Below are 22,064 nucleotides of genomic sequence, written 5' to 3' on the forward strand. Positions count from 1 at the left end.
GGCCATCCGGTCCGCCGGGCCCGACCACCGCCGCCGGACCGAGGCCGGAGGCCGAAGGGGCGGCGACCCTGCGGCCGGGGCGCGGCAGGGGGCCCGGGGGTTTGGGGGGTAAGGCGGGCGGCGGGCAGCCGGAGGGTGCGGGGCCTCCTGAGGCGGGGCCGGTGGCCGGGGAGGCAAGGCGGATCGCCCGAGGCCCAAGAGGCGGCGCCCCTGCAGGCGGCGGGTAGCCGGAGGGCCAGGCAGGCGGCCGGGAGGCGGGGCGGCTGGCCCGGGGGCTGAGGGGTAGGCGGGTGGCCGGGGGCCGATGGGGCGGCCGAGGGCGGGTGGCGGGGAGCCGGAGGGGGAGGGGGTGCCCATGGAGGTGGGGTGGGGGCCGGGGGTGGGGGGTCGGCGGGATGTGGTCTCGTGTGGGGTGTAAGTGGCGTGGCATACTCCGGGGCATGACGACGTCCAGCCATGTGATCAGGGGCCTGCGGGCAGCGGTGTTCACCGCGCTCGCGGTGCCGCTGTCTGCCTTGGGGCAGGTGGTGATCACGGGGCGTCCGTTGCCGGTGGCGTTGGTGGGGGTGGCGACGGTCGTCGTGTTCGTCCTCGCGGCCGCGTTGGCCGGTGGGGAGCGGCGGCTGCTGCACATCTCGGGTGTGATGGTGCCGGTCGAGTTGTTGCTGAACACCACGTTCAACCTGGGGCAGACGGGCTGTGGGCCGGTGCTGTCGGGGCAGGTGCCCTCGCGTGGGGTGAATCTGCTGGTGTGCGGCGGCGGGTCGATGGACGGGTCGTGGTTCGACGGGACGTTGGGGCACGTCGGGCAGTTGGCGCCGGCGGCCGCGCAGTTCCTGTTGCTGTTCGTGCACCTGGTGATCGCGCTGGCCGCCGCCGCGTGGTTGCGGCTGGGGGATGCCGCCCTGTCGGGGCTGGCGAGGGCGTTGCGGGCGCTGGGCGAGTCGCTGGCGCGGCCGCTGCGGGCGCTGGTGCTGCTGGTGATCCCGGCTCCGGTCCGGCCGGTGCCGCGGGTGCCGCTGCCGGCGTCGGACAAGGTGCGACCGCGGCACGCGGATGTGGTTCTGAGCCCTGCTCCGCGTCGGGGGCCGCCGGTTCTCGCGCCTGCCTGCTGACCGGAACGTCACGGCAGCAGGTGGTGCGCTCGACTCCGCGTTGGTCCCTTTTCGGTCTTCCGCGCGTATCCGCGCGTCGACAGGAGTTGAATTCCCATGGCTCAGAACCAGTCCAAGCGTGCCAGCACCCGTGAGCGGCTCCAGGAGCTGCACCGCGCCGAGCAGGCGGCCGCCAAGCGCCGTCAGCGGATCGTGGTGTCGGTGTCGGCCGTCGCCGTGATCGCCCTGATCGGCGGGGTGACGCTCGCGATCACCTCGGCGAAGAAGGACGAGAAGCCGTCGGGCAAGGCGAAGAGCACCGCCCTGGTCGTCCCGGCGAACGCGACCGGTGACGACGGCACGGTAGTCACGTACGGCAAGGCGGACGCCCCGCACACGATGGAGGTGTACGAGGACTTCCGCTGCCCGGTGTGCAAGCACTTCGAGGCGGCGAACGGCGCCACCACCGCGAAGCTCACGGAGGACGGCCAGATCAAGGTCCAGTACCACCTGGCGGCGTTCCTGGACAAGAACCTGGGCGGCGACGGCTCCCACCTGGCCCTGGCGACGGCCGGCGCGGCGCTGAACGAGGGCGTGGACAAGTTCAAGGCGTTCCACGACGTGCTGTACGCCAACCAGCCGGACGAGCGGGAGGACGGTTTCGGGGACGTCAACCACCTCCTCGACCTCGCAGGCAAGGTGCCGGGGCTGAAGACGGAGGCCTTCGTGAAGGCCGTCCAGGACGGCACCTACGAGCCGTGGGCGGACAAGGTGGCCGCGAAGTTCAACGACAGCGGGGTGACGGGCACCCCGACCGTGAAGGTGGACGGCACGACGGTGAGCCTGTTCACCGGCAACGCCGTGGTGAGCCCGGAGCAGTTCAGCGCGGCGGTCAAGCAGGCCGCCGGCCTGCAGTAGGAACGCACGAAAGCACGGCACGCACCACCGGCCCGGCCGACACCCCGGCCGGGCCGGCCCTCCCCGTCCTCGGAGTGAGCAGCCATGTCCGCCGCCGCCACCGTGCCATCCTCGCCCTCCCCCACCTCCCGTCCCGCCTCCGCCTCCTCCTCCCCCGCCGTCGGCGCGAGCCGGGCCCTGGCCCTGCTGGTGTTCCTCGGCGGGCTGGTCGGCCTGGCCGCCTCGGCGGTGCTGACCTTCGACAAGCTCCGCATCCTGGAGAACCCGTCGTACGTCCCGAGCTGCAACGTCAATCCGGTCATCAGCTGCGGTTCGGTGATGCGCACCGACCAGGCGGAGGTGTTCGGCTTCCCGAACCCGCTCCTCGGCATCGCCGCCTTCGGCGCGCTGGCGGCGGTCGGGGCGGGCCTGCTGGCCGGCGGGGCGTACCGGCGCTGGTTCTGGCTGGGGATGCAGGCGGGCACCACGCTGGGCCTGCTGTCGGTGCACTGGCTGGTCGACCAGGCGCTGTACGACATCGGCGCGCTGTGCCCGTACTGCATGGTGGTGTGGGTGACGGTGGTGCTGCTGTTCTGGTACACGACGCTGCACAACCTGCGGACGGGCGTGATCCCGGTGGGCCCGCGCGGGGCGACGGTCGTCCGGGAGGCGGCGCGCTACCACTGGGCGCTGCCGGTGGTGTGGGTGACGGTGCTGGCGCTGCTGGTCCTGAACCGGTTCTGGTTCTACTGGAGCACGCTGATCTGACGCATCGCCGAAAGGGAGATCACCCGAAGACCGCTCGCCGGTAGGCGTTGCGCAGGTCGGTGAGCGGTCGGGTGTTCCGGTCGTAGTGCACCTTGTTGGTCAACAGGACGGCCCAGCGCCCGAGTCGGCGCGAGACCCAGAACCCGGTGCCGGTGAATCCGTAGTGGACGAAGGTGCCCTCGGCCGGGTCCGTGCCGGGGGCGACCATCCAGGACAGGCCGCGTGCGGGTTCCAGTCCGCCGGTCTGTTCGCGCAGCGATTCGGCGGTCCAGTCCCCGCCCCAGCCGGTTCCGGCGGGCGGGTCGAGCACGGCGGCCAGGAAGCGGGCGAGGTCCCGGCCGCTGGAGAAGGCCCCGGCGTTGCCGGAGACCCCGCCGAGGAGCCGGGCGGAGGGGTCGTGGACGACGCCGCGCAGGTAGCCGCCATCCGCGCAGCCGCCGTCCGCGTAGCCGCCATCCGTGCCGGAGCGCTCGGTGGGCGCCGTGCGGCTCAACTCCCCTTCCGGTAGGGGCCCGTAGCGGGTGTCGGCCATGCCCAGCGGCCGCCAGACCCAGCGCGCGGCGAGTTCGTCGAGCCCGGCGCCGCCGAGGTCCTCGACGACGTACGTGAGGAGGACGGCGGCCCGGTCGGTGTACTCCACGGCCTCCCCGGGCTCGCGGTGCAGCGGTGCGCCGAGCACTCCGGCGCGGATGGCGGACGCTTCGGGGCCGTAGAGCTTCTCGAAGCGGGTGAACGGGAGCATCCCGGCGGTGTGGGTGAGGAGTTGACGGACCGTCACTCCGCCGACCCGCCGTCCGCCGGCAGGGGGCCACCAGCGGCCGAGCGGTTCGTCGAGCGGCAGCAGGCCCTCCTGCCAGAGCACCCCGGCGCAGGGCCAGAGTGCGACGACCTTGGTGAGGCTGGCGAGGTCGTAGAGGGTGTCCGCCCCGGGCGAGAGCCGGGCGTACGGGCCCTGCCCGAGCGGGCCGTGGCTGCCGCCGCCGAGCGGGCCGGCGGCGTCGCCGACCGCCCAGACGGCCCCGGCGCCGACGGTGCGCACGCCCTCGCGCACCAGCCGGTCCAGTTCCCCTCCGGGCAGGGCCAGTTCAGGCAGAGGCCGCGCAGGCGAAGCCGATTCACGCGGTGCCGATCCAGGCAGAGGCCGTCCAGGCGAAGCCGCTTCGGGAAGCCGGCCGGCGCCGGGCTCGTGCTCGTCCATCCGTCACCCCCTGAGGCTGACGGGAACCTACCCGGCGCGGCGGCCGCTCAGACTGACACGTCTCGGACAACCGCCGCCGGGTCCAGTTCCTTGCCGAGGCAGATGCTCTGCGGGTGGTCCTTGTAGATGCCGAACTTCCGTATCGCGGCGTACCCCTCGGAGCCGTAGAGCGCGATGGCCTCGGGCTGCTCGGTGCCGGTCTCCAGGATGAACCGGGTGCGGCCGGCCTCGACGGCGGTGCGCTCCAGGCGGCGCAGCACCGCGCGGGCCAGGCCCTTGCCGCGCGCGTCGGGGACGACGAACATCCGCTTGAGCTCGGCGTCGCCGTCGCGCAGGCCGTCCGGTCCGGCCTGCTTGGCCCGCCAGCCGCCGCAGGCGACCGGCCGGCCGTCGAGGTAGGCGATCATGAACAGACCGGCCGGCGCCGCGAAGTCCTCGGAGCGGATCTCGGTCTCGTCGGGGCTGCCGTAGCGGCGCACGTACTCCTGCTGCACCTCCTGGGCGAGGGCCTGCGCGTCGGGGTGGCCGAAGCCGGTGACGCGGTACTCGACGGTGCCGGCGGTCTTGGTGTCCATGGTCGAAAAGCCTACGACCTGCGGCCAGGCCCTCTCTTTCGGATGTTGTCGGATGAGCGGGCGTCTCCCCCAGCCTTCGGCCGGGAGGTGCCCCCATGGGTGCGTGCATCGGCGGTGCCGAGGAGGGAGCCATTGCGGAGCACTGGTGACTGACGAGAAGCCGTCGAGGTGCGTGCCCCGGCGGCGACCGCCCGGCAAGATCCGAAAGAGAGGGCCTAGCGGCCCTCGAAGCGGGCGACGAGGTGCTCCTTGCCGAACATCCGGGCCGTGTCCAGCGCGTTCGGGGTGCCGGCCGTCGGGTCGGCGCCGCCGGCGAGGAGGGCCTCCAGGACGTCGTCGGCGCCCTTGAAGACGGCGCCGGCGAGCGGGGTCTGGCCCCGGTCGTTGGCCCGGTTGGGGTCGGCGCCGTGCTTGAGCAGGGTTTCGACGGCGACGGCGTGGCCGTGGTACGCGGCGAGCATCAGCAGGTCGTCACCACGGTCGTTGGTGAGGCCGACCGGGGCGCCGGCCTCCAGGTAGGCGGCCAGGGCGGCGGCGTCCCCGGTGCGGGCGGCGTCGAAGAGCTTCCCCGCGAGGGCGATCACATCAGCGTCGGGGGCGTCGGTCATGGAGATCGGCCTTTCCTTCGTCGGTTCCTTCGTCGGTCGAATCGCACGCCGCGATTCGACCGGGGCGGTGCGACACGCGGCCGCACCGGTTGCGCGGCCATTAGAGCGAACTTACCGACCCCCCGGGAAGCTTCCCGCCCTAACGCCGGGAATGCCTCGTCGCGCCGCTGCCGCACCGAATCCGGGCGGTTCGCGGTCACCGCTTCGGCCGGTTCGCATACCTCCGTCCGGTGCCCGCGGCGGTATTGAACGGCAGAACCACCCATTTGCCCCGTTCCATCATCTATTACTTTTTGTCACGATTAGTGCACTTTCCGTGACACTGCCCTGTCCCCCTCCCCGAGGAGCAGAACGTGATCCTCTCCATTTCCGGCATCCTCCTGTTCGGCGCCATCGCCTTTCTGTTCTTCCGCAGGGACGGACTGAAGGTCTCCCACGCCATCGTCTGCGCCCTGTTCGGCTTCTACATCGCCGGCTCCTCGATCGCCCCGAGCATCACGGCGGGCGGCGCCAGCCTCGCCAGCCTGCTCAGCGGCCTCAAGTTCTAGCGGCCGAACCACTCGAAGCCCCCGCACGGGCCCGGGCGCGGATTCCCACCGCCCCGGGCTCCGTCGTACGACCGGACCAGTACGACCGCACCGAAACCCTCCGACCCGTCCCACCAGCCCGGGGAGTCACGCCATGCCGCTCCACCGCCATCTCGTCAAGGGCCGCGAGATCGCCCGAACCGCCGGGGACCACGCCTCCGACATGTTCGCCCCGCTCACCGTGATCAGCCGGGGCCTGCGCCACCACAGCGCCTGGGCCAAGGACCGCTGGCAGGCCACCCCGAAGGAGCGCCGCGGCCCGACGCTGTTCCTCGCCGCCGCGATGGCGGTCGGCGTCTACCTGTTGCCCCACGGCCTGCTGTTCGCCCTGATCGCCCTGATGGCCAGCGCCGCCTGGGCCGGCCGGGCCCCCAAGGCGGCCCCCGCCCCGCCCGCCCCGGACGTCGCCGACATCAAGCTGAACGCGCTCTACGCGGCGCTCACCCCGTACCTGTGCGGGCCCGAGGACGCCAACCCGATGTACCGCTTCGAGGGCGACTACAAGGCCGCCTTCGGCTCCTGGGAGTTCGACGGCGAGGGCCGCCTCGCCCGGCTGGAACTGGGCTACCCGGCCTACTTCACCGACACCGAGCCGGCCGCCCGCGCCCGGATCGAGCAGGTCGTCCAGGGCAAGGCGGGCCGGGCCCGGGAGTACCGCTTCGACTGGGACGAGGAGTCCAACCGGCTGCGGATCGCCGCGCTGACGCCGCTGCCCACCGACATCACCGCCCAGCGCTTCGTCGCCGCCCCCGGCGAGATCGTGCTGGGCTTCACCGACGAGGACGGCAGCGCCCGGACGATCCCGGTGAACCAGGGCGGCGCCCCCGTCCAGCAGCCGCCCGTGGTCTGGCGCACCGGCCCGCGCTCCTCCGAACCGCACCTGCTGGCCCTCGGCGCCACCGGCTACGGCACCTCCAGCCTGGTGCGCTCCGTCGCCCTCCAGGCCCTGCCCTACGCCGACCTGGTGGTGGTCGACGGCGCCGGCACCGGGGAGCACGCCTGCCTGGTCAACCGCCCGGGCGTGCACACCGTGGAGACCAGCCTGCACGGGGCGCTGGCCGCCCTGGAGTGGGCCGCCGGCGAGACGGACCGCCGCCTCGCCGCGCTCAACGCCGCCCGGCACGCCGGCACCGCCCCGCCCGAGGACGTCACCCGGCCGCTGTGGCTGTTGCTCGACCACCCGACCGAGCTGAGCGAGCTGGCCCGGGCCGAGGGCCGCCCGGACCCGCAGGACCTGCTGGAGCTGCCGCTGCGCCACGGCCGGGCCGCCCGGGTGACGGTGGTGGTCGCCGAGGACCTCGCCGCCCACGACCGCCTCACCCCGACCGTCCTCGCCACCACCCGGGCACGGGTGCTGCTCGGCCCCACCGGCCCCGAGGAGGCGTACACCGCGCTGGGCGCGCCCCTGGACATCGTGCCCGCCGCCCACGCGCCCGTCGGCCGCGGCTACGCCCGGATCGGCAACGCGGCGCCCGTCCGGCTCCAGGTGCCGGCCACCGTCGACCCGCTGGACGAGGACGCCCCGGCCCCGCTGCGCGACGCGGTGATCGCCCTGCTGCCGCACCGCGACACCCGAACGGAGGCGCCGCCGCGCCCGGAGCACCCACCGGTCGTCCCTGTGGTCCTGGCCAAGGATGAACCGCTGATCCGCTCCCGTCCGATCTCCTGAATGCCACCGCGGACCCCTGCGGAGGCGGGTGATTCGGGGGCGACGAATACCGTCGGAACCCGGCCCGGTACGCTCGTCACAGAAAGTCCGCACGATCACCAGATGTGAAACAGGTGACACCTTGGGTGATATCCCCGGCCAGATGTGACAAATCGGGCGCTGATGGGTACAAACAGGGGCGGCACAACAGACGACGCATGTCCCGGGACGGGAATCTTCGTCGGAGGCCGAGCGTTGACCGAACGACGAAGAACAGCGACCACTAGTCCTGTGGGCCATAAGCCCGGGAGGCACGATTCATGAGCGAGCGAGCTCTCCGCGGCACGCGACTCGGGGCCACCAGCTACGAGACCGACCGTGGCATTGACCTGGCGCCCCGCCAGACCGTCGAGTACGCGTGTCAGAACGGACACCGTTTCGAGGTTCCCTTCTCGGTCGAGGCCGAGATCCCCTCGACCTGGGAATGCCGATTCTGCGGCCAGGAGGCCGCCCTTCTCGACGGCGACGAGCCGGAGGAGAAGAAGACCAAGCCGACACGCACCCATTGGGACATGCTGATGGAGCGCCGGACTCGGGAGGAGCTGGAGGAGGTGCTGGCCGAGCGGCTGGCCGTTCTCCGCTCCGGTGGGATGAACCTCGCGGTGCACCCGCGCGACACCCGCAAGAGCGCCTGACCGAGCCCCCGCCCCGCGCGGGAGCACACACGAAAAGGGACCCTGGTCACCAGGGTCCCTTTCGCGTACCACCCCTTCGCGTACCTGGGGTACGGGCGTGCGTCAGCCCGAGATCGGCGGCCGGTAGGTCGTGTCCGGGCCCTGGGAGCCCGGGCCGCGCGGGCCCGCCTCGGGGTCGACGAAGGGGTCGACGACCTCGCCCTGGATGACCTTGCCGTCCGGGCGGTGGATGCGCAGCTGCTCCTGCAGCCGCACCGCGTCCGCGAACGGGGCGGCGCCGACCGGGCCGGCGGCGCGCAGCGCCTTGTCCGCCGCCTTGCGCCCGGCGGCCCGCCACAGGGCCCGGGTGGGCGGGAACAGCAGGGTCAGCGCCGCCAGGTCGGACAGGAAGCCGGGCACGATCAGCAGCAGCCCGGCCAGCACGGTCAGGCTGGTGCCGGTCTGCGGCTGCTGGGACTGCGGGTTGCGGCTCTGCTCGATGGCCGCCGACAGCGCCTTGACGCCGGCACGCTTGATCAGCGAGCCGCCGAGCAGCGCGCCGGCGATGAGCAGCAGCAGGACGGTGAAGCCGCCCAGCCAGGAGCCCACCTGGACCAGCAGCCAGATCTCCAGCACCAGCCAGGCGGTGAGCAGCAGCGGCAGCACGCGGCGGAGGCGGCTGCGCGGGACCGGACGGGTGGGGGTGTCTTGCTGGGTCACGGTACGAATCCACTCCAGGCGGTGCTCGGCGCGCCGCACGGGAGGTCCGGGCCGGCTACGGCACCACCTGGTCCAACGATTCCGGCTCGGCCGGTGTTCCGTCCTCGGGGCGCCGGCGGCGGCCGAGGGCCACGGCGGCGGCGCAGGCCAGCAGGCCCCCGAGGGCCAGGGTCCACTCCGGGAGGGCGCCGACGCGGTCGGCCACGGTGGTGCCGTCGCGCAGCGGGACGGTGGCGGACAGCTCGGCGGCGGTCAGTTCCCGGGTGCGCTGCTGGACGGTGCCGTCCGGGGCGATGACGGCGCTGATGCCGCTGGTGGCGGCGATCAGCACGGAGCGGCCGTGCTCGACGGCGCGCAGGCGGCTCATGGCGAGCTGCTGCTCGGGCTGGCCGGTCTTCGCGTAGGTGGCGTTGTTGGTCTGGACGACGAGGATGCGGGCGCCGTCGTCGACGGTGTCGCGGACGATCTCGTCGTAGGCGACCTCGAAGCAGATGACGTCGCCGATCCTCGCCGGGCCGAGCTGCATGACGCCGTTGTGGTCGCCGGGGTAGAAGTCGCGGGCGACGCGCTGGAGGCGGGTGACCACCTTCATCAGCTGGGCGCGGAAGGGCACGTACTCGCCGAAGGGGACGGGGTGCTGCTTGGTGTAGGAGGCGCCGGGGCCGGTGACCGGGTCCCAGACGATGCCCTCGTTCTGGACGTGCTGCGCGTCGGGGCCGTCCACCAGGGTGCCGACGAGGGTGGGCACGCCGATGGCCTTGACCGCCTCGTCGATGCGCTGGCGGGCGAGCGGGTCGCTGAAGGGGTCGAGGTCGGAGGAGTTCTCGGGCCAGATGACGATGTCGGGCCGCGTGGCCGCGCCGTCGCGGATGTCCTGGGCGAGGCGCTCGGTGGCGGCGGCGTGGTTGTTGAGGACCATCATCGGGCGGCCGAGGAAGTCCATGCCGGGGTTGGGGACGTTGCCCTGGACGATGGCGACCTTGACGGTGTCGTTCGCGTTGGTCGGCACGGGGACGGCGTAGCCGGCGACCATGGCGGCGACGGCGCCGAGCGCGGCCAGCGCGGCGGCGCGAGGGGCCCGCCCGGGGCCGCGCAGGCGCAGGGCGGCCCAGGCGAGCAGGGTGCCGGACAGGGCGACGGCGAAGGTCACCAGCGGGGCGCCGCCGAGCGCGGCCAGCGGGGTGTACGGGGTGGCGGTGTTGGCGAAGGCCAGCCGGCCCCAGGGGAAGCCGCCCAGCGGCAGCCGGTCGCGGGCCCACTCCTGGGTGACCCAGAGGCAGGCCGCCCACGCGGGCCAGCCGGGCAGCCGGGAGGTGCCGGCCAGCGCGCCGCCGAGGGCGGCCAGGAACAGGGCCTCGACCACGGACAGGCCGATGGTGGCGTCCCAGCCGACCACCCGCAGCCAGCTGAGCAGCATCAGGAAGAACGGCAGGCCGAAGGCGAAGCCCGTCCAGGCGCCCTGGCGGACGGTGCGGCCGCGGGTGAGCAGCGACAGGGCTGCGACGCCGAGCAGGGAGAGCGGCCACAGGTCGTACGGCGGGAAGGCGAGCGCGAGCAGCAGCCCGGCCACGGCGGCCAGGCCCGTCCGGGGCAGCCCGGCGCGGACCTTGGCGAGCACGCGGGCCAGCAGGCCGCGGCGCGGCGCCTGTTCCTGCGGCTCGGCGGCGGCTCCCGGCCGCTCCTCCGTGACGGGCATGGCCACCGGCACACCATCTTCCTGAAACGAGCTTGTTCGGACGCTGTCGGAAGAAGGTACCCCGGAACGCCGGGGACGGCAGAGGCGAGGGTGGTGGCCGGGGGGCTGACCGGCAAGACGGGCCCCAGTCAGCGGGCGGCGTACCGGAGTTCACCGAGCGGCCAGTGTCCGTTGAGCCAGGCGCTGACGGCGTGGTGGAGCGGGGTGTCCAGGGCGGCGCGGTCGGCGCGGACCCAGGAGCTGACGGAGACGGCGGACGGGTCCTCGCGGTCGGGGTAGATGTAGACGCAGCCGATCACCTCGTCCCGGTCCGGTTCGAGGACGGTGTAGGTGAAGCCCCGGCGGGCCTCGAAGTCGGCGGCGTGGCGCCGGAGGTCGGCGAGGTTCTTCTCCGGCGGCATCCCCTCGACGGGCGGCCACTGGCCGTCGGCCCAGCCGGGGGTGGCGCGGATGTGGTCGATGCTGCCCGTCCAGGCGGCGAGGTCGGAGTCGTTGTGCCGCTCGCCCAGGGGTTCGAGGCGGAACTGCGGGGTGCGCAGCTCGCGCGGGACGGTGAAGTCGGCGGGCACCAGGGGTTCGGTCGTCATGGTGGTCAACCTACGGACGGGCGCCCGCCGGCTCATCTGCTTTTACCGCTGGTGCACGGTACGGCCGCGCACGACGGTGCGCAGGCAGACGGGGAGGTCGTGGCCGGGGGTGAGGTCGGGCAGGCCCGGGGTGCCGGAGCGGGGGTCGGTGGACCAGCCGGCGACGCGGGAGTCGGGGGCCTGGACGACCAGTTCGTCGGCGGCCCAGATCGCGTAGCTGGCGACGGCGCCGGGCACCAGCACGCCGTCCTGGTCGCGGCCGATGGCGCGCCAGCCGCCGCGGGTGTGGGCGGTGAAGGCGGCGCGCACCGAGATGCGGTGTTCGAGGGTCCGGTGGAAGGCGGCGGCGCGGACGGTGCCCCAGGGGTCGAGCGGGGTCACGGGGGCGTCGGAGCCGAAGGCCAGGGGGACGCCGGCGCGCAGCAGGGCCGCGTACGGGTTGAGGGCGGCGGCGCGTTCGGCGCCCAGGCGCTGGACGTACATGCCGTCGGGGCCGCCCCAGGCGGCGTCGAAGGCGGGCTGGACGGAGGCGGTGAGGCCGAGTTCGGCGAAGGCGGCGATGCTCTTGTCGTCGAGGGCCTCGGCGTGTTCGACGCGGTGGCGCAGGGCCCTGACCCGGTCGGCGCCGACCCGTTCGCCGGCGGCGCGCACGCCCTCGATGACGGCGTCGACGGCGGCGTCGCCGATGGCGTGGAAGCCGGCCTGGAGTCCGGCCTCGGTGCAGGCGGCGACGTGGTCGGCGATCTGCTCGGCGCTCAGGTAGGCGGTGCCGGTGTGGTCGGCGTCGGTGTAGGGGGTGTGCAGGCAGGCGGTGTGGGAGCCGAGGGCGCCGTCCACGAAGAGGTCGCCCCCGGCGCCGACGGCGCCGAGCCGGCGGGCGGTGTCGGCGGCGCCCAACTCGCCCCAGTAGCCGAAGACTTCGGGGCCCTCGCCCTCGGCGGCCAGCGCCAGCAGGGCGGTGAGGTCCTGCTCGGAGGAGATCTCGGGGCCGGCGCACTCGTGCAGGGCGCCGATGCCGAGTTCGGCGGCGCGGGCCAGGGTGGCGGCCTGGGCGTGGCGGCGCTGCCCGGGGGTGAGGTGGGCGAGGGCGGTGCGGCGGACGGCGTGGTGGGCGTCCTTGGTGAGCGGGCCCTCGGCGTCGTGGCCGGGGCGCTCGGTGAGGCCCTCGGTGAGGGTGCGCAGGGCGGTGGTGGCCAGCGCGGAGTGCACGTCGGTGCGGGAGAGGTAGAGCGCGGCGCCGCGGGCGGCGGCGTCGAGTTCGGCGAGCGTGGGCGGGCGGCCCTCGGGCCAGGCGGTCTCGTCCCAGCCGTGGCCGATCAGCACGCCGTCCGCGCCCTGGGCGTCGACGAAGGCGGTGACGGCGGCCAGGGCGGCGGCGAGCGAGGGGGTGCCGGTGAGGTCGAGGCCCGTGAGCGCCAGCCCGGTGGCGGTGGCGTGCACATGGGCGTCGACGAAGGCGGGGGTGACCAGGGCGCCGTCCAGCTCGACGATCTCGTCGGCGGTCGCCGCGTACGCCTCGGCGGCGCCGTCGCTGCCGACCCAGGCGACGTGCTCGCCCTCGACGAGCATCGCGGTGGCGAAGGGGTCGGCGGGGCTGTAGACGGCGCCGCCGCGCAGCAGGACGGTCCGGAGGGTGCTTTCGGTCATGGGGCTAAGTCTGCACCTCACCGGGTCGTGGTCAGACCTTCGGGGGGCGGGCCTCGTAGGGGGTGGAGAGGACGACGGTGGTGCGGGTGGAGACGCCCGCGGCGCTGCGGATGCGGGCGAGGAGGTCCTCCAGGTCGCCGGGGGCGCCGACGCGGACCTTGAGGATGTAGTTCTCGTCGCCGGCGACGCTGTGACAGGCTTCGATCTCGGGCAGACCGGCGAGTCTCTCCGGGGTGTCGTCCGGGGCGCTGGGGTCGAAGGGCTTGACCGAGATGAACGCGGTCAGCGCCAGGTCGACGGCGTCCGGGTCGATGATCGCGGTGTAGCCGCGGATCACCCCGCGCTGTTCGAGGCGGCGTACCCGCTGGTGCACCGCCGAGGTGGACAGGCCCGTGGCCTTGCCCAGGTCCGTGTAGCTCATCCGGCCGTCCTCTACGAGCAGCTGGACGATGCGTTGGTCGAGATCCTCCACAGCGGTCAACCTACCCGCTCGGGCGCACGGGGGGCGCACGAGGTGGCACCCGGTGCCCCTGCAGGTGCCCACGGGGCACATGCCGGGTGAACATGGCGGGTGATGTGGCCAAGGACACACCGCGTGCATCACAGTGCGCCGCACCGCAGGGTTATGAGTCCTGACCGGAGGGAAGTGCTGGTTGTGGCCCTGGACGACCACGTCGGGCCTGATCCTAGGGGGATCTTCATGCCTGCTACTGACCAGCCTGCGCTGGACGCCGACGAGACCGACGATATGACCGGTCGCGAGGGTCTCGCGGCCGACTTCCCGCCGGGCTCCGGCCTCGGCGAGGCCGAGGCCTGGGACATCTACCGGGTCCACTGCCCCGAGTGCCGCCGCCCGATCGCCCTGGTGGCCGACGAGGAGCGACTTCCGGAGCACGCGCTGCTGCCGACCGCCTGGAACCCCTTCGCCCCGGCGATCTGCCCCGGCTCGGGCACGCTCACCGACGACCTGGCCGAGGTCGAGACGCCCGAGGAGAGCGGCCCGGTCGGTTTCGGTGCCCTCTTCAAGCCGCCGGGCGAACTCGACTGGCGCACCCAGCCGTTCTCGCACGCCGTGCTGCACCGGCCGGTGCGCGCCGCGGCCGCCGTCGAATCCCCCGTGAAGGCCGCCCCGCTGGCCCAGGTCTCGCCGCTGCGCTCCGTGCCGGAGCAGCGCCGCCGCATGGCGCGGGCGAGCTGACGAACCGTCGGAAACGTGAACCGCCGGCCGTCACTCCGCACCCTGGAGTGACGGCCGGCGGCCGTATGAGATGGGCTCCCGGCCCTGGGCGCTCAGCCCTGAGGGGCTCAGCCCTTGGTGAGGTGGCGGCCGATGACCAGGCGCTGGATCTGGTTGGTGCCCTCGACGATCTGCAGGACCTTGGCCTCGCGCATGTAGCGCTCGGCCGGGAAGTCCTGGGTGTAGCCGTAGCCGCCGAGCACCTGGACGGCGTCGGTGGTCACCCGCATCACCGTGTCGGTGCAGAACAGCTTGGCCATCGCCGCCTCCTTGGAGAACGGCAGGCCCGCGTCGCGCAGCCGCGCGGCGGACAGGTAGAGCGCGCGGCCGGCCTCGATCTGGGTGGCCATGTCGGCGAGCAGGAACGACAGGCCCTGGAAGTCGGCGATCGCCCGGCCGAACTGCTTGCGGGTGCGGGCGTACTCCACGGCGAGGTCCAGCGCGGCCTGGGCGACGCCGATCGCGCAGGCGGCGATGCCGAGGCGGCCGGAGTCCAGCGCGGCGAGCGCGATCTGGAATCCCTGGCCCTCCTCGCCGATCAGCCGGTCGCGGGAGACGCGGGCGCCGTCGAAGTGCAGCTGGGCGGTGGGCGAGGAGCGCATGCCCATCTTGTGCTCCGGCGGGGCGGCGGAGAGCCCCTCGGTGACGCCGGGCACCAGCAGGCAGCTGATGCCCTTGGGGCCCTCGGCGCCGGTGCGCACCAGGGCGCTGTAGAAGTCGGCCTGGCCGCCGTGGGTGATCCACGCCTTGGTGCCGTTGACGACGTACGTCTCGCCGTCGAGGTCGGCGCGGGTGCGCAACGCGGCCGCGTCCGAGCCGGACTGCGGCTCGGAGAGGCAGTAGGCGCCGAGCTGCTCGCCGGACAGCATGGCGGGCAGCCACTTGTCGCGCTGCTCCTCGCTGCCGAAGGTGGCCAGCGCGTGGCAGGAGAGGGTGTGGACGCTGACGCCGAGGCCGACCGCGAGCCAGCCGGAGGCGAGCTCCTCCAGCACCTGGAGGTACACCTCGTACGGCTGGGCGCCGCCGCCGTACTTCTCGTCGTACGGCAGGGAGAGCAGGCCCGCCTCACCGAGGGTGCGGAAGACCTCCCGGGGGAAGCGGCCCGCGTCCTCGTCCTGCGCCGCGCGCGGCCGCAGCTCGCGCTGGACCAGCTCCCGGGTGAGGCTCAGCAGCTCACGGGCCTCCTCGCTGGGCAGCTGGCGCTCCACGGCTTTCGCAGGAGAGGGGGTCATGGCGGTGGTCGCCTCCTCGATCGGGCACCGGGCCGGGGTTTCGGCTGGTCCGGCGCGGGTGTGGCGGGGTCGGCCCGACCGGGCACCGGGTTGCGGTGAACGGCCGTTCACAGGCGTGGCGAAGGCGAGTATGCCCGAATCCCGGCCCGGCGTCACGACCAGCACAGATCAACTGTCCGCAGTGGTGGGCTACGGCACCGTAGGGTTGCCGTTGTGGCTGCTTCCGGACCTCTTTCCGCCTCCTCTCCGACCTCGCCGACCTCGCTGACCTCGCTCGCCGGGGAGCTGGGCGCGCTGGCGCCCTCCTGCGGGCCGGTGCGGCTGGTCGCGGTGGACGGGCACGCGGGCTCCGGCAAGACCACCTTCGCCGCCCGGCTGGCGGCCGCCCTCGGCGGCGCCCCGGTGGTGCACCTGGACGACCTGGCCACCCACGAGGAGCTCTTCGGCTGGACGGGCCGCCTGCGGGAGCAGGTGATCGCGCCGCTGGCGGCGGGGCAGGAGGCGCGGCACGGGGTGTACGACTGGACGCTGCGCCGCTTCGCGGGCACGGCCGTGGTGCCGCCCGCGCCGGTGGTGCTGGTGGAGGGCGTCGGCGCCGGGCGGCGGGCGGTGCGGCCGTGGCTCGCCCGGGTGATCTGGATGGAGCTGGACGCCGCTTCGGCCCGCCGGCGCGGGGAGTTGAGGGACGGTCCGGAACTGGCCGATTTCTGGGCGGGCTGGGCGCAGGCCGAATCGGCACATTTCGCCGCCGACCCGAGCCGGCCGTACGCCGCGACGCGGGTCGACGGGGTGACCGGGCGGATCGCGCCGAGCACCGTCGGTGAACCTTCAACAAGCTCTTGACCTGCGGCGTTGGCACGGCTTAGGTTCTCCACAGCCGCCGGAACGCCCGCTTCCGGCCGCGACGGACCCGGTGTCCCCGGCTTGTTCCCCCGTGAGCCGGGGGCACCGCTCCGCCCCCTTCCGAAATTCGCCCCCGTGCGGCCGAACAGGCCGACGGACGGTCAACGACCGCCCCCGCGATCGCATTTGACCCCGCGCGACACCCTTCCGGATCAGCCCCGCCCCGGTACGATTCCTGACAGGCGCGGATGCGCCCCGGGGGCACGACGACCACCGGCCCGGTTGTGCGCAGACCATCCGCCGGGCCGCGCCCCGGGCCACACGGCGGGGGGCGTGAGTGACGACGGTGGACAGTTCCGACAGCACGGCGGGCGGCCCGGACCGGCTCGCCGACCGCGCCTGGCAGCGTGCCATGGACGCCTACACGGCCGGCGCCTACGCCCGCGCCGAGGAGGAGTTCCGCGCCGCCGTCCGGCTCGACCCCGGCATGGCCGACGCCTGGCTCGGCCTGCACGCCCTGCGCAGCGACACCTCCGCCGCCCTGCTCGCCATGTACCGCAACCAGAGCCGCTTCGGCGAACAGCGGCGCCTGCACCGACGCCCGCTCAGCTCCTGGTACTGGCTGGGCTGGTGGGTGCAGCCCGTGCTGGAGAACACCCGCGACCTCGCCCTGGCGCACGCCTCGCACTGGCTGGACGGACGCCACCTCGCCGAGCTGGACCGGGCGTTGGAGCAGTGCGCGCCCGCGAGCGAGGACCCGTCCGCGCAGTTCCTGTACGCCTGCCGCTCCTACCTGCTCAAGGACTGGGAGCAGTTGATCCGCGACACCGACCGGCTGCTGGACGACCCGATGCTCGGCATAGAGGCCGGCCTGTTCGCGGGGATGGCCCGGGTCCGCCTGGACATGTGCGCCCAGGCGCAGGGCCCGCTGGCCGCCTCCCTGGCCCGCTGCCGCTCCGAGCAGCCGCAGCGCAAGGAGCTGCGGTACTGGCTGGCGCGGGCGTACGAGGGAGCCGGGCGCAGCGCCGCCGCGCTGCCGCTGTACCGGGCGGTGCACCGGGCGGACCAGGCGTTCATGGACACGGCGGCCCGGCTGGCGGCCATCGCCGCCGAGGACGCCCTCGCGGACGGGCTGCTGACGGGCATCCGGCCGGGCGAGGGCGGGGTGGCGGAGCCCGTCGGGTACCAGGACGAGACGCTGTTCGTGGACGGGCCGGGCTTCGGCCTCTCCGAGCAGGCGGCGCTGCTGGAGGGCCCGCTGTCGGACTCGCCGCTGGCGGACTCACCGCTGTCGGACGGCGTGCTGGCGGACGGCGTGCTGATGAACGGCTCCCTGCTGAACGGCGCTGCGCCGCAGGAGGGCGTGGCGGAGGCCGGGCCCGGCGAGGGTGCGACCGCCGAGGGCGTGACCGTCGACGGCGGTGCCCCGCAGGCCGCCGGGGAGCGGACCGGCTCCGCGACGGCGCCCGGCCAGACCGGCCAACCTGGACAGACCGGCCAGCCCGGCCAGGCGTCCTCCGCGCCGCTGCCCGTACGGGCGGTGGCCGAGCCCCGGGCCGAGGGTGTGGCCGCCGCCCAACCGGCTGATGACGAGCGGGAGTTGGACGCCGCCCTGGCCGAACTCGAGCTGATGGTGGGCCTGGAGCCGGTCAAGCGGCAGGTGCGGGCGCTGTCCGCCCAGCTGCGGATGTCGCGGCTGCGGGCCGAGCAGGGCCTGCCCGTGCAGCCGCCCAAGCGGCACTTCGTCTTCTCCGGCCCCTCCGGCACCGGCAAGACCACCGTGGCCCGGATACTCGGCCGGGTGTTCCACGCCCTGGGCCTGCTCTCCGGGGACCACCTGGTGGAGGCCCAACGGGCGGACCTGGTGGGCGAGTTCCTCGGACAGACGGCCGTGAAGGCGAACGAGCTGATCGACTCGGCGCTGGACGGCGTGCTGTTCATCGACGAGGCGTACAGCCTCTCCAACTCCGGCTACACCAAGGGCGATGCCTACGGCGACGAGGCCCTCCAGGTGCTCCTCAAGCGCGCCGAGGACAACCGGGACCGGCTGGTGGTCATCCTCGCCGGCTACCCCGAGGGCATGAACCGGCTGCTGGCCACCAACCCGGGCCTCAACTCCCGCTTCACCACCCGGGTGGACTTCCCCAGCTACCGCCCCGGCGAGCTGACCGCGATCGGCGCGGCGCTGGCCGGCCGGGACGGCGACGGCTGGGACGAGGACGCGGCCGAGGAGCTGGCGAGCATCTGCACCCACGTGGTCCGCGAGGGCTGGATCGACGAACTGGGCAACGGCCGGTTCATCCGCACCCTGTACGAGAAGTCCTGCGCCTACCGGGACCTGCGACTCTCGCTGCTGCGCGAGCCGCCGGGCCGCGAGGACCTCTCGACCCTGCGGCTGCCGGACCTGGTGCAGGCGTACGGGGAACTGATCGACGGCCGCTCCTGAGTCGCGCCTCCTGCATCACGCCTCCCACATCACGCCAGGAGCTCGGCCTCGCGCGCGGGGTCCAGCCCGACCGCTGGCCGGTCGGCGCGCTGCGGGGCGGTGCCGCCGATCGAGCGCAGCCAGGCCCAGGTGTCCGCGACCGTCTCGGCGACGGGCCGGCAGCGCAGACCGGCGGCCTCGGCGCGGGCGACCGAGCCGGTGTGCAGGAAGTCGTACAGCTCGCCCGGGGCCAGCCAGATCGGCAGCTCCGTCCAGGGCGCGACCCCGGCGGCGAGGATCCTCTCCGGCGCCGTCCAGCGCAGGTCGGCGTCCGAGCCGGTGGCCCGCACGCAGGCGTCCAGCAGTTCGCCCATGGTGGCGTGCCCGGAGGGGCTCACCACGTTGTACGGGCCGCCGAGGCGGGCCCGCGTCGCGTCCAGGGTCCAGCGGGCGAGGTCACGGACGTCGATGTACTGCAGAGCCTGCTCGCGCGGGCCGGGGGCGAGCACCGGGCCGCCGCGGGCGATCCGGCCGAGCCACCAGGGCAGCCGCCCGATGTCCTCGTGGGGGCCGAGGATGAGCCCGGCGCGCACCAGCAGCGCCCGGCCGCCGTAGCACTCCTCCAGGGCGATCTCGGCGCCGCGCTTGGCCTCGGCGTAGGGCACCTCGCCGGTGAGGTCCGGGGAGGAGTCGACCACGGGGGCGCTCTCGTCGGCCCCGGCGCTCAGCGGGTAGTCGTACACCGAGCGGCTGGAGATGTACGTGTAGTGGCCGACCCGGCCCTCCAGGGCGCGGGCGCTGTCGCGGACCGCGGCGGGGGCCCAGGACCAGGTGTCCACCACCGCGTCCCACTCCCCCGCCGCGAGCGCCGCGAGGCCGCCCTCGGCCGTACGGTCCCCGGTCAGCGCCCGCACGCCCTCGGGGGCGGGCCGGTTGCCGCGATTGAGGGCGGTCACCTCCCAGCCCCTGGCCAGCGCGTCCTCGGCGAGGGCCCGTCCGACGAAGTTCGTCCCACCCAGCAGCAGAAGTCTCATGCCGACCACCCTGCGACGAGGGTGGCCGGCATGGGAAGCGCTCACTGCTGTCGGCAGAATCGCTGCGAGTGAACGGAAGGGCTCAGGCGCGGTGGGATCAGGCGCGGTGGTCCGGGTCGTGCATCTCGCCGACCAGTTCCTCCAGGACGTCCTCCAGCATCACCACGCCCAGCGTGCGGCCGTCCTGGTCGAGGACCGCCGCCAGGTGGCAGGTGGCCCTGCGCATCGCGCCGAGGGCGTCGTCCAGCGGGAGGCTGCCGCGCAGCACCGTGATCGGGCGCCACAGGCGGGCCGGGACGGGCGCCGACGGGTCGTCGACGTCGAGGATGTCCTTGAGGTGCAGGTAGCCCAGGTACCCGTGGCCCGCAGGGTCCCCGTCGGTGACCGGGAAGCGGGAGAAGCCGGTGCGCAGGGCGAGCTCCTCGACCTCGGCGGCCGTCACCTTGGTGTCCACGGTGACGAGCTGCTCGGGGCGCAGCAGGACGTCGGTGACCGGGCGGTGGCCCATCTCCAGGGCGTCCTCCAGGCGTTCCTGGCGGCCCTCGTCGAGCAGGCCCGCGTCCCGGGAGTCGACGAGCAGGTACATCAGCTGCTCGGTGGTGAACACCGACTCGACCTCGTCCTTGGCCTCCACCCGGAACAGCCGGAGCACGGCGTTGGCGAGGCTGTTCAGCACGCGGATGACCGGGGCGAGCCAGCGGGCCAGCCGGTCCAGCGGCGGGCCGAGCAAGAGCGCGGCGCGCTCGGGGCCGGCCATGGCCATGTTCTTGGGCACCATCTCGCCCATCACCATGTGCAGGAACACGACCACGGCGAGGGAGATGCCGTAGCTGAGCGGGTGCATCAGGCCGGAGGGGACGCCGATCGCGTGGAACGGGCCCTCCAGCAGGGAGGCGATGGTCGGCTCGGCGAGCGCGCCGAGGCCCAGCGAGCAGACGGTGATGCCCAGTTGGGCGGCGGCCAGCATCGCGGAGACGTTGGACAGGGCGTGCAGCACGGTGCGGGCGCGCTTGTTGCCGGCCTCGGCGAGCGGCTCGATCTGGCTGCGGCGCACGGAGACGACGGCGAACTCGGCGCCGACGAAGAAGGCGTTGCCGAGCAGGAGCAGCAGCGCGACCAGGAGTTGGAGGGCGGTCATCGGGAGCCCTCCCTCTCGTCGCCGAACAGCGTGGGCGCGGTGGTGCGCTCCACCCGGACCTCGCTGGTGCGGTGGCGGTCGACGCCGGTGACGGTGAGCCGCCAGCCGGGCAGTTCGGCCCGCTCGCCGACCTCGGGGAGCTTGCCGAGCAGGTCGGCGACCAGGCCGGCCAGGGTCTCGTACGGTCCGTCCGGGGCGTGCAGGCCGATGCGCTCCAGCTGGTCGAGCCGGGCGCGGCCGTCCGCCTGCCAGACGGGCAGGCCGTCGACGGCGGGCAGGGCCATGAGGTCGGGGTGGTCGGCCGGGTCGTGCTCGTCCTGCACCTCGCCGACGATCTCCTCGACGATGTCCTCGACGGTGACGACGCCGGCGGTGCCGCCGTACTCGTCCACGACGATGGCCATCGGCTGGAGCTTGCGCAGCCGGTCGAGCAGCCGCTCGGCGGGCAGGGTCTCGGGCACCAGCAGCGGGGGCGCGGCCAGCTCGGCCACGCGGACCAGGCCGCGGCGGGCGGCCGGGACGGCGAGGGCGTCCTTGAGCGTGACGATGCCGGTGACCTCGTCCAGGCTGTCGGCGTACACCGGGAAGCGGGACAGGCCCGTGGCCCGGGTGAGGTTGATGACGTCGGAGGCGGTGGCGTCGCCCTGCAGGGCGGAGACGTCGATGCGCGGGGTCATCACGGACTCGGCGGTGAGCTCGCTCAGGCCCAGGGTGCGGACGAACAGCCGCGCCGACTCCTCGTCTATGGCGCCGGCCTTCGCCGAGTGGCGGGCCAGGGCGACCAGCTCGTCCGGGGTGCGGGCGTGGTCCAGCTCCTCCTGCGGTTCGACGCCGAAGGCGCGCACCGTCCGGTCGGCCACGCCGTTCAGGAAGCGGATCAGCGGGCGGCAGACGAGGGAGAAGGCCATGTGCGGGGCGGCGACCGCGCGGGCCACCTGGAGCGGGCGGGAGATCGCCCAGTTCTTCGGCACCAGCTCGCCGATCACCATCTGGACGACGGTGGCGAGCACCATGCCGACCACCACGGCGACGCCGCGCGCGGCCGCGTCGGGCACGCCGACGGCGGTCGTGACGGGGCTCAGCAGTGTGGACAGGGCCGGCTCGGCGAGCATGCCGACCACCAGGGAGGTGACGGTGATGCCCAGCTGGGCGCCGGAGAGTTCGAAGGAGAGGTGCCGCAGGGCCCTGGCCACGCGGCCGGACTTGGCGTCACCGGCCGCGGCGGCGCGGTCCACCGCCCCGCGCTCGACGGTCACGAAGGCGAACTCGGCGGCGACGAAGAGGCCGTTGGCGAGGATCAGCAGGACGGCCGCGAGCAACAGCAGCCAGGCGGTGATCACAGTGCCGCCTGCCTTCCGGTGGTCGGGAGCGAGGCGGCGCAGGTACTACAGGACGGATCGTCCATCGAGGGGGGGTGTCACTCCTCAGGTCGTTCTCTGGAACGTTTCCAGGATCG

21 protein-coding genes are annotated in these 22,064 nt (G+C 73.9%); 9 read left to right on the forward strand and 12 right to left on the reverse strand.

Annotation, left to right across the window (positions count from 1 at the left end):
• The first annotated feature begins 440 nt into the window (after window positions 1-440).
• The 3 genes from ACIBCA_RS29210 to ACIBCA_RS29220 all read left to right on the forward strand — a co-directional run bounded on the left by ACIBCA_RS29210 (window position 441) and on the right by ACIBCA_RS29220 (window position 2,759).
• Window positions 441-1,115, forward strand: coding sequence for a hypothetical protein (locus ACIBCA_RS29210; protein ID WP_396286008.1), 675 nt, complete (start codon window positions 441-443; stop codon window positions 1,113-1,115).
• A gap of 96 nt (window positions 1,116-1,211) precedes the next feature.
• Window positions 1,212-2,012 carry a thioredoxin domain-containing protein gene (locus ACIBCA_RS29215; protein ID WP_396286009.1) on the forward strand — a complete coding sequence of 267 codons (801 nt, stop codon included), beginning with the start codon at window positions 1,212-1,214 and terminating at the stop codon, window positions 2,010-2,012.
• A gap of 84 nt (window positions 2,013-2,096) precedes the next feature.
• Window positions 2,097-2,759, forward strand: a complete 663-nt coding sequence (locus ACIBCA_RS29220; protein ID WP_396286010.1) for a vitamin K epoxide reductase family protein — start codon at window positions 2,097-2,099, stop codon at window positions 2,757-2,759.
• Window positions 2,760-2,778: 19 nt separating this feature from the next.
• On the opposite strand, the gene ACIBCA_RS29225 is transcribed toward ACIBCA_RS29220, so the two are convergent.
• The 3 genes from ACIBCA_RS29225 to ACIBCA_RS29235 all read right to left on the reverse strand — a co-directional run bounded on the left by ACIBCA_RS29225 (window position 2,779) and on the right by ACIBCA_RS29235 (window position 5,140).
• Window positions 2,779-3,810: a serine hydrolase domain-containing protein gene (locus ACIBCA_RS29225; protein ID WP_396286011.1), complete on the reverse strand. Its 1,032-nt coding sequence runs from the start codon at window positions 3,808-3,810 to the stop codon at window positions 2,779-2,781.
• A gap of 194 nt (window positions 3,811-4,004) precedes the next feature.
• Window positions 4,005-4,532: a GNAT family N-acetyltransferase gene (locus tag ACIBCA_RS29230; protein WP_396286012.1), complete on the reverse strand. Its 528-nt coding sequence runs from the start codon at window positions 4,530-4,532 to the stop codon at window positions 4,005-4,007.
• A 215-nt stretch (window positions 4,533-4,747) separates the two neighbouring features.
• Window positions 4,748-5,140: an ankyrin repeat domain-containing protein gene (locus ACIBCA_RS29235; RefSeq protein ID WP_396286013.1), complete on the reverse strand. Its 393-nt coding sequence runs from the start codon at window positions 5,138-5,140 to the stop codon at window positions 4,748-4,750.
• A gap of 353 nt (window positions 5,141-5,493) precedes the next feature.
• On the opposite strand from ACIBCA_RS29235, the gene ACIBCA_RS29240 reads away from it, so the two are divergent.
• The 3 genes from ACIBCA_RS29240 to ACIBCA_RS29250 all read left to right on the forward strand — a co-directional run bounded on the left by ACIBCA_RS29240 (window position 5,494) and on the right by ACIBCA_RS29250 (window position 8,070).
• The gene (locus tag ACIBCA_RS29240; RefSeq protein ID WP_396286014.1) at window positions 5,494-5,688 is read left to right on the forward strand and encodes a hypothetical protein; all 195 of its coding nucleotides are present in this window, start codon (window positions 5,494-5,496) and stop codon (window positions 5,686-5,688) included.
• Between the two features lie 133 nt (window positions 5,689-5,821).
• Complete coding sequence (locus tag ACIBCA_RS29245) at window positions 5,822-7,396, forward strand: hypothetical protein (RefSeq protein ID WP_396286015.1); 1,575 nt, start codon at window positions 5,822-5,824, stop codon at window positions 7,394-7,396.
• A 299-nt stretch (window positions 7,397-7,695) separates the two neighbouring features.
• Window positions 7,696-8,070 carry an RNA polymerase-binding protein RbpA gene (locus ACIBCA_RS29250; protein ID WP_188300504.1) on the forward strand — a complete coding sequence of 125 codons (375 nt, stop codon included), beginning with the start codon at window positions 7,696-7,698 and terminating at the stop codon, window positions 8,068-8,070.
• A 102-nt stretch (window positions 8,071-8,172) separates the two neighbouring features.
• Here ACIBCA_RS29250 and fxsA read toward each other — a convergent pair whose 3' ends face one another.
• From fxsA to ACIBCA_RS29275, 5 genes are all read right to left on the reverse strand, one after another.
• A complete protein-coding gene (gene fxsA, locus ACIBCA_RS29255; protein WP_396286016.1) occupies window positions 8,173-8,769 on the reverse strand; it encodes an FxsA family membrane protein in 597 nt (198 codons plus the stop codon).
• Between the two features lie 55 nt (window positions 8,770-8,824).
• On the reverse strand, window positions 8,825-10,465 hold the full coding sequence (lnt, locus tag ACIBCA_RS29260) for an apolipoprotein N-acyltransferase (RefSeq protein WP_396286157.1): 1,641 nt from the start codon (window positions 10,463-10,465) through the stop codon (window positions 8,825-8,827).
• Between the two features lie 128 nt (window positions 10,466-10,593).
• Complete coding sequence (locus ACIBCA_RS29265; protein WP_396286017.1) at window positions 10,594-11,052, reverse strand: GNAT family N-acetyltransferase; 459 nt, start codon at window positions 11,050-11,052, stop codon at window positions 10,594-10,596.
• A gap of 42 nt (window positions 11,053-11,094) precedes the next feature.
• On the reverse strand, window positions 11,095-12,699 hold the full coding sequence (locus ACIBCA_RS29270) for an amidohydrolase (RefSeq protein ID WP_396286018.1): 1,605 nt from the start codon (window positions 12,697-12,699) through the stop codon (window positions 11,095-11,097).
• Between the two features lie 31 nt (window positions 12,700-12,730).
• The gene (locus ACIBCA_RS29275; RefSeq protein WP_396286019.1) at window positions 12,731-13,171 is read right to left on the reverse strand and encodes an Lrp/AsnC family transcriptional regulator; all 441 of its coding nucleotides are present in this window, start codon (window positions 13,169-13,171) and stop codon (window positions 12,731-12,733) included.
• A gap of 228 nt (window positions 13,172-13,399) precedes the next feature.
• Between ACIBCA_RS29275 and ACIBCA_RS29280 the strand changes: the two genes are divergently transcribed.
• Window positions 13,400-13,897 carry a hypothetical protein gene (locus ACIBCA_RS29280; protein WP_396286020.1) on the forward strand — a complete coding sequence of 166 codons (498 nt, stop codon included), beginning with the start codon at window positions 13,400-13,402 and terminating at the stop codon, window positions 13,895-13,897.
• A gap of 107 nt (window positions 13,898-14,004) precedes the next feature.
• On the opposite strand, the gene ACIBCA_RS29285 is transcribed toward ACIBCA_RS29280, so the two are convergent.
• A complete protein-coding gene (locus tag ACIBCA_RS29285) occupies window positions 14,005-15,168 on the reverse strand; it encodes an acyl-CoA dehydrogenase family protein (RefSeq protein ID WP_396286021.1) in 1,164 nt (387 codons plus the stop codon).
• A 264-nt stretch (window positions 15,169-15,432) separates the two neighbouring features.
• Here ACIBCA_RS29285 and ACIBCA_RS29290 point away from each other — a divergent pair, with 264 nt between their 5' ends.
• Both ACIBCA_RS29290 and ACIBCA_RS29295 read left to right on the forward strand, forming a co-directional pair.
• Window positions 15,433-16,011, forward strand: coding sequence for a hypothetical protein (locus ACIBCA_RS29290; RefSeq protein ID WP_396286158.1), 579 nt, complete (start codon window positions 15,433-15,435; stop codon window positions 16,009-16,011).
• A gap of 412 nt (window positions 16,012-16,423) precedes the next feature.
• Window positions 16,424-18,457 carry an AAA family ATPase gene (locus tag ACIBCA_RS29295; protein WP_396286159.1) on the forward strand — a complete coding sequence of 678 codons (2,034 nt, stop codon included), beginning with the start codon at window positions 16,424-16,426 and terminating at the stop codon, window positions 18,455-18,457.
• 29 nt (window positions 18,458-18,486) lie between these two features.
• On the opposite strand, the gene ACIBCA_RS29300 is transcribed toward ACIBCA_RS29295, so the two are convergent.
• The 3 genes from ACIBCA_RS29300 to ACIBCA_RS29310 form a co-directional block, all read right to left on the reverse strand.
• A complete protein-coding gene (locus ACIBCA_RS29300) occupies window positions 18,487-19,470 on the reverse strand; it encodes an NAD-dependent epimerase/dehydratase family protein (protein ID WP_396286022.1) in 984 nt (327 codons plus the stop codon).
• Between the two features lie 97 nt (window positions 19,471-19,567).
• Complete coding sequence (locus ACIBCA_RS29305; RefSeq protein ID WP_396286023.1) at window positions 19,568-20,608, reverse strand: hemolysin family protein; 1,041 nt, start codon at window positions 20,606-20,608, stop codon at window positions 19,568-19,570.
• Window positions 20,605-21,945 carry a hemolysin family protein gene (locus tag ACIBCA_RS29310; protein WP_396286160.1) on the reverse strand — a complete coding sequence of 447 codons (1,341 nt, stop codon included), beginning with the start codon at window positions 21,943-21,945 and terminating at the stop codon, window positions 20,605-20,607. Before ACIBCA_RS29310 ends, ACIBCA_RS29305 begins: the two co-directional genes overlap by 4 nt.
• Between the last annotated feature and the right edge of the window lie 119 nt (window positions 21,946-22,064).

Source organism: Kitasatospora sp. NPDC051170 (assembly GCF_044455705.1).
In the GTDB taxonomy this organism is placed as follows: domain Bacteria; phylum Actinomycetota; class Actinomycetes; order Streptomycetales; family Streptomycetaceae; genus Kitasatospora.

Coding starts and splice junctions, on each gene's coding strand:
- ACIBCA_RS29295 (WP_396286159.1), top strand. CDS start 16,424: ATGGACGCCTACACGGCCGGCGCCTACGCCCGCGCCGAGGAGGAGTTC.
- ACIBCA_RS29215 (WP_396286009.1), top strand. CDS start 1,212: ATGGCTCAGAACCAGTCCAAGCGTGCCAGCACCCGTGAGCGGCTCCAG.
- ACIBCA_RS29245 (WP_396286015.1), top strand. CDS start 5,822: ATGCCGCTCCACCGCCATCTCGTCAAGGGCCGCGAGATCGCCCGAACC.
- ACIBCA_RS29210 (WP_396286008.1), top strand. CDS start 441: ATGACGACGTCCAGCCATGTGATCAGGGGCCTGCGGGCAGCGGTGTTC.
- ACIBCA_RS29265 (WP_396286017.1), bottom strand. CDS start 11,052: ATGACGACCGAACCCCTGGTGCCCGCCGACTTCACCGTCCCGCGCGAG.
- ACIBCA_RS29305 (WP_396286023.1), bottom strand. CDS start 20,608: ATGACCGCCCTCCAACTCCTGGTCGCGCTGCTGCTCCTGCTCGGCAAC.
- ACIBCA_RS29235 (WP_396286013.1), bottom strand. CDS start 5,140: ATGACCGACGCCCCCGACGCTGATGTGATCGCCCTCGCGGGGAAGCTC.
- ACIBCA_RS29280 (WP_396286020.1), top strand. CDS start 13,400: ATGCCTGCTACTGACCAGCCTGCGCTGGACGCCGACGAGACCGACGAT.
- ACIBCA_RS29300 (WP_396286022.1), bottom strand. CDS start 19,470: ATGAGACTTCTGCTGCTGGGTGGGACGAACTTCGTCGGACGGGCCCTC.
- ACIBCA_RS29230 (WP_396286012.1), bottom strand. CDS start 4,532: ATGGACACCAAGACCGCCGGCACCGTCGAGTACCGCGTCACCGGCTTC.
- ACIBCA_RS29285 (WP_396286021.1), bottom strand. CDS start 15,168: ATGACCCCCTCTCCTGCGAAAGCCGTGGAGCGCCAGCTGCCCAGCGAG.
- ACIBCA_RS29220 (WP_396286010.1), top strand. CDS start 2,097: ATGTCCGCCGCCGCCACCGTGCCATCCTCGCCCTCCCCCACCTCCCGT.
- lnt (WP_396286157.1), bottom strand. CDS start 10,465: ATGCCCGTCACGGAGGAGCGGCCGGGAGCCGCCGCCGAGCCGCAGGAA.
- ACIBCA_RS29250 (WP_188300504.1), top strand. CDS start 7,696: ATGAGCGAGCGAGCTCTCCGCGGCACGCGACTCGGGGCCACCAGCTAC.
- ACIBCA_RS29270 (WP_396286018.1), bottom strand. CDS start 12,699: ATGACCGAAAGCACCCTCCGGACCGTCCTGCTGCGCGGCGGCGCCGTC.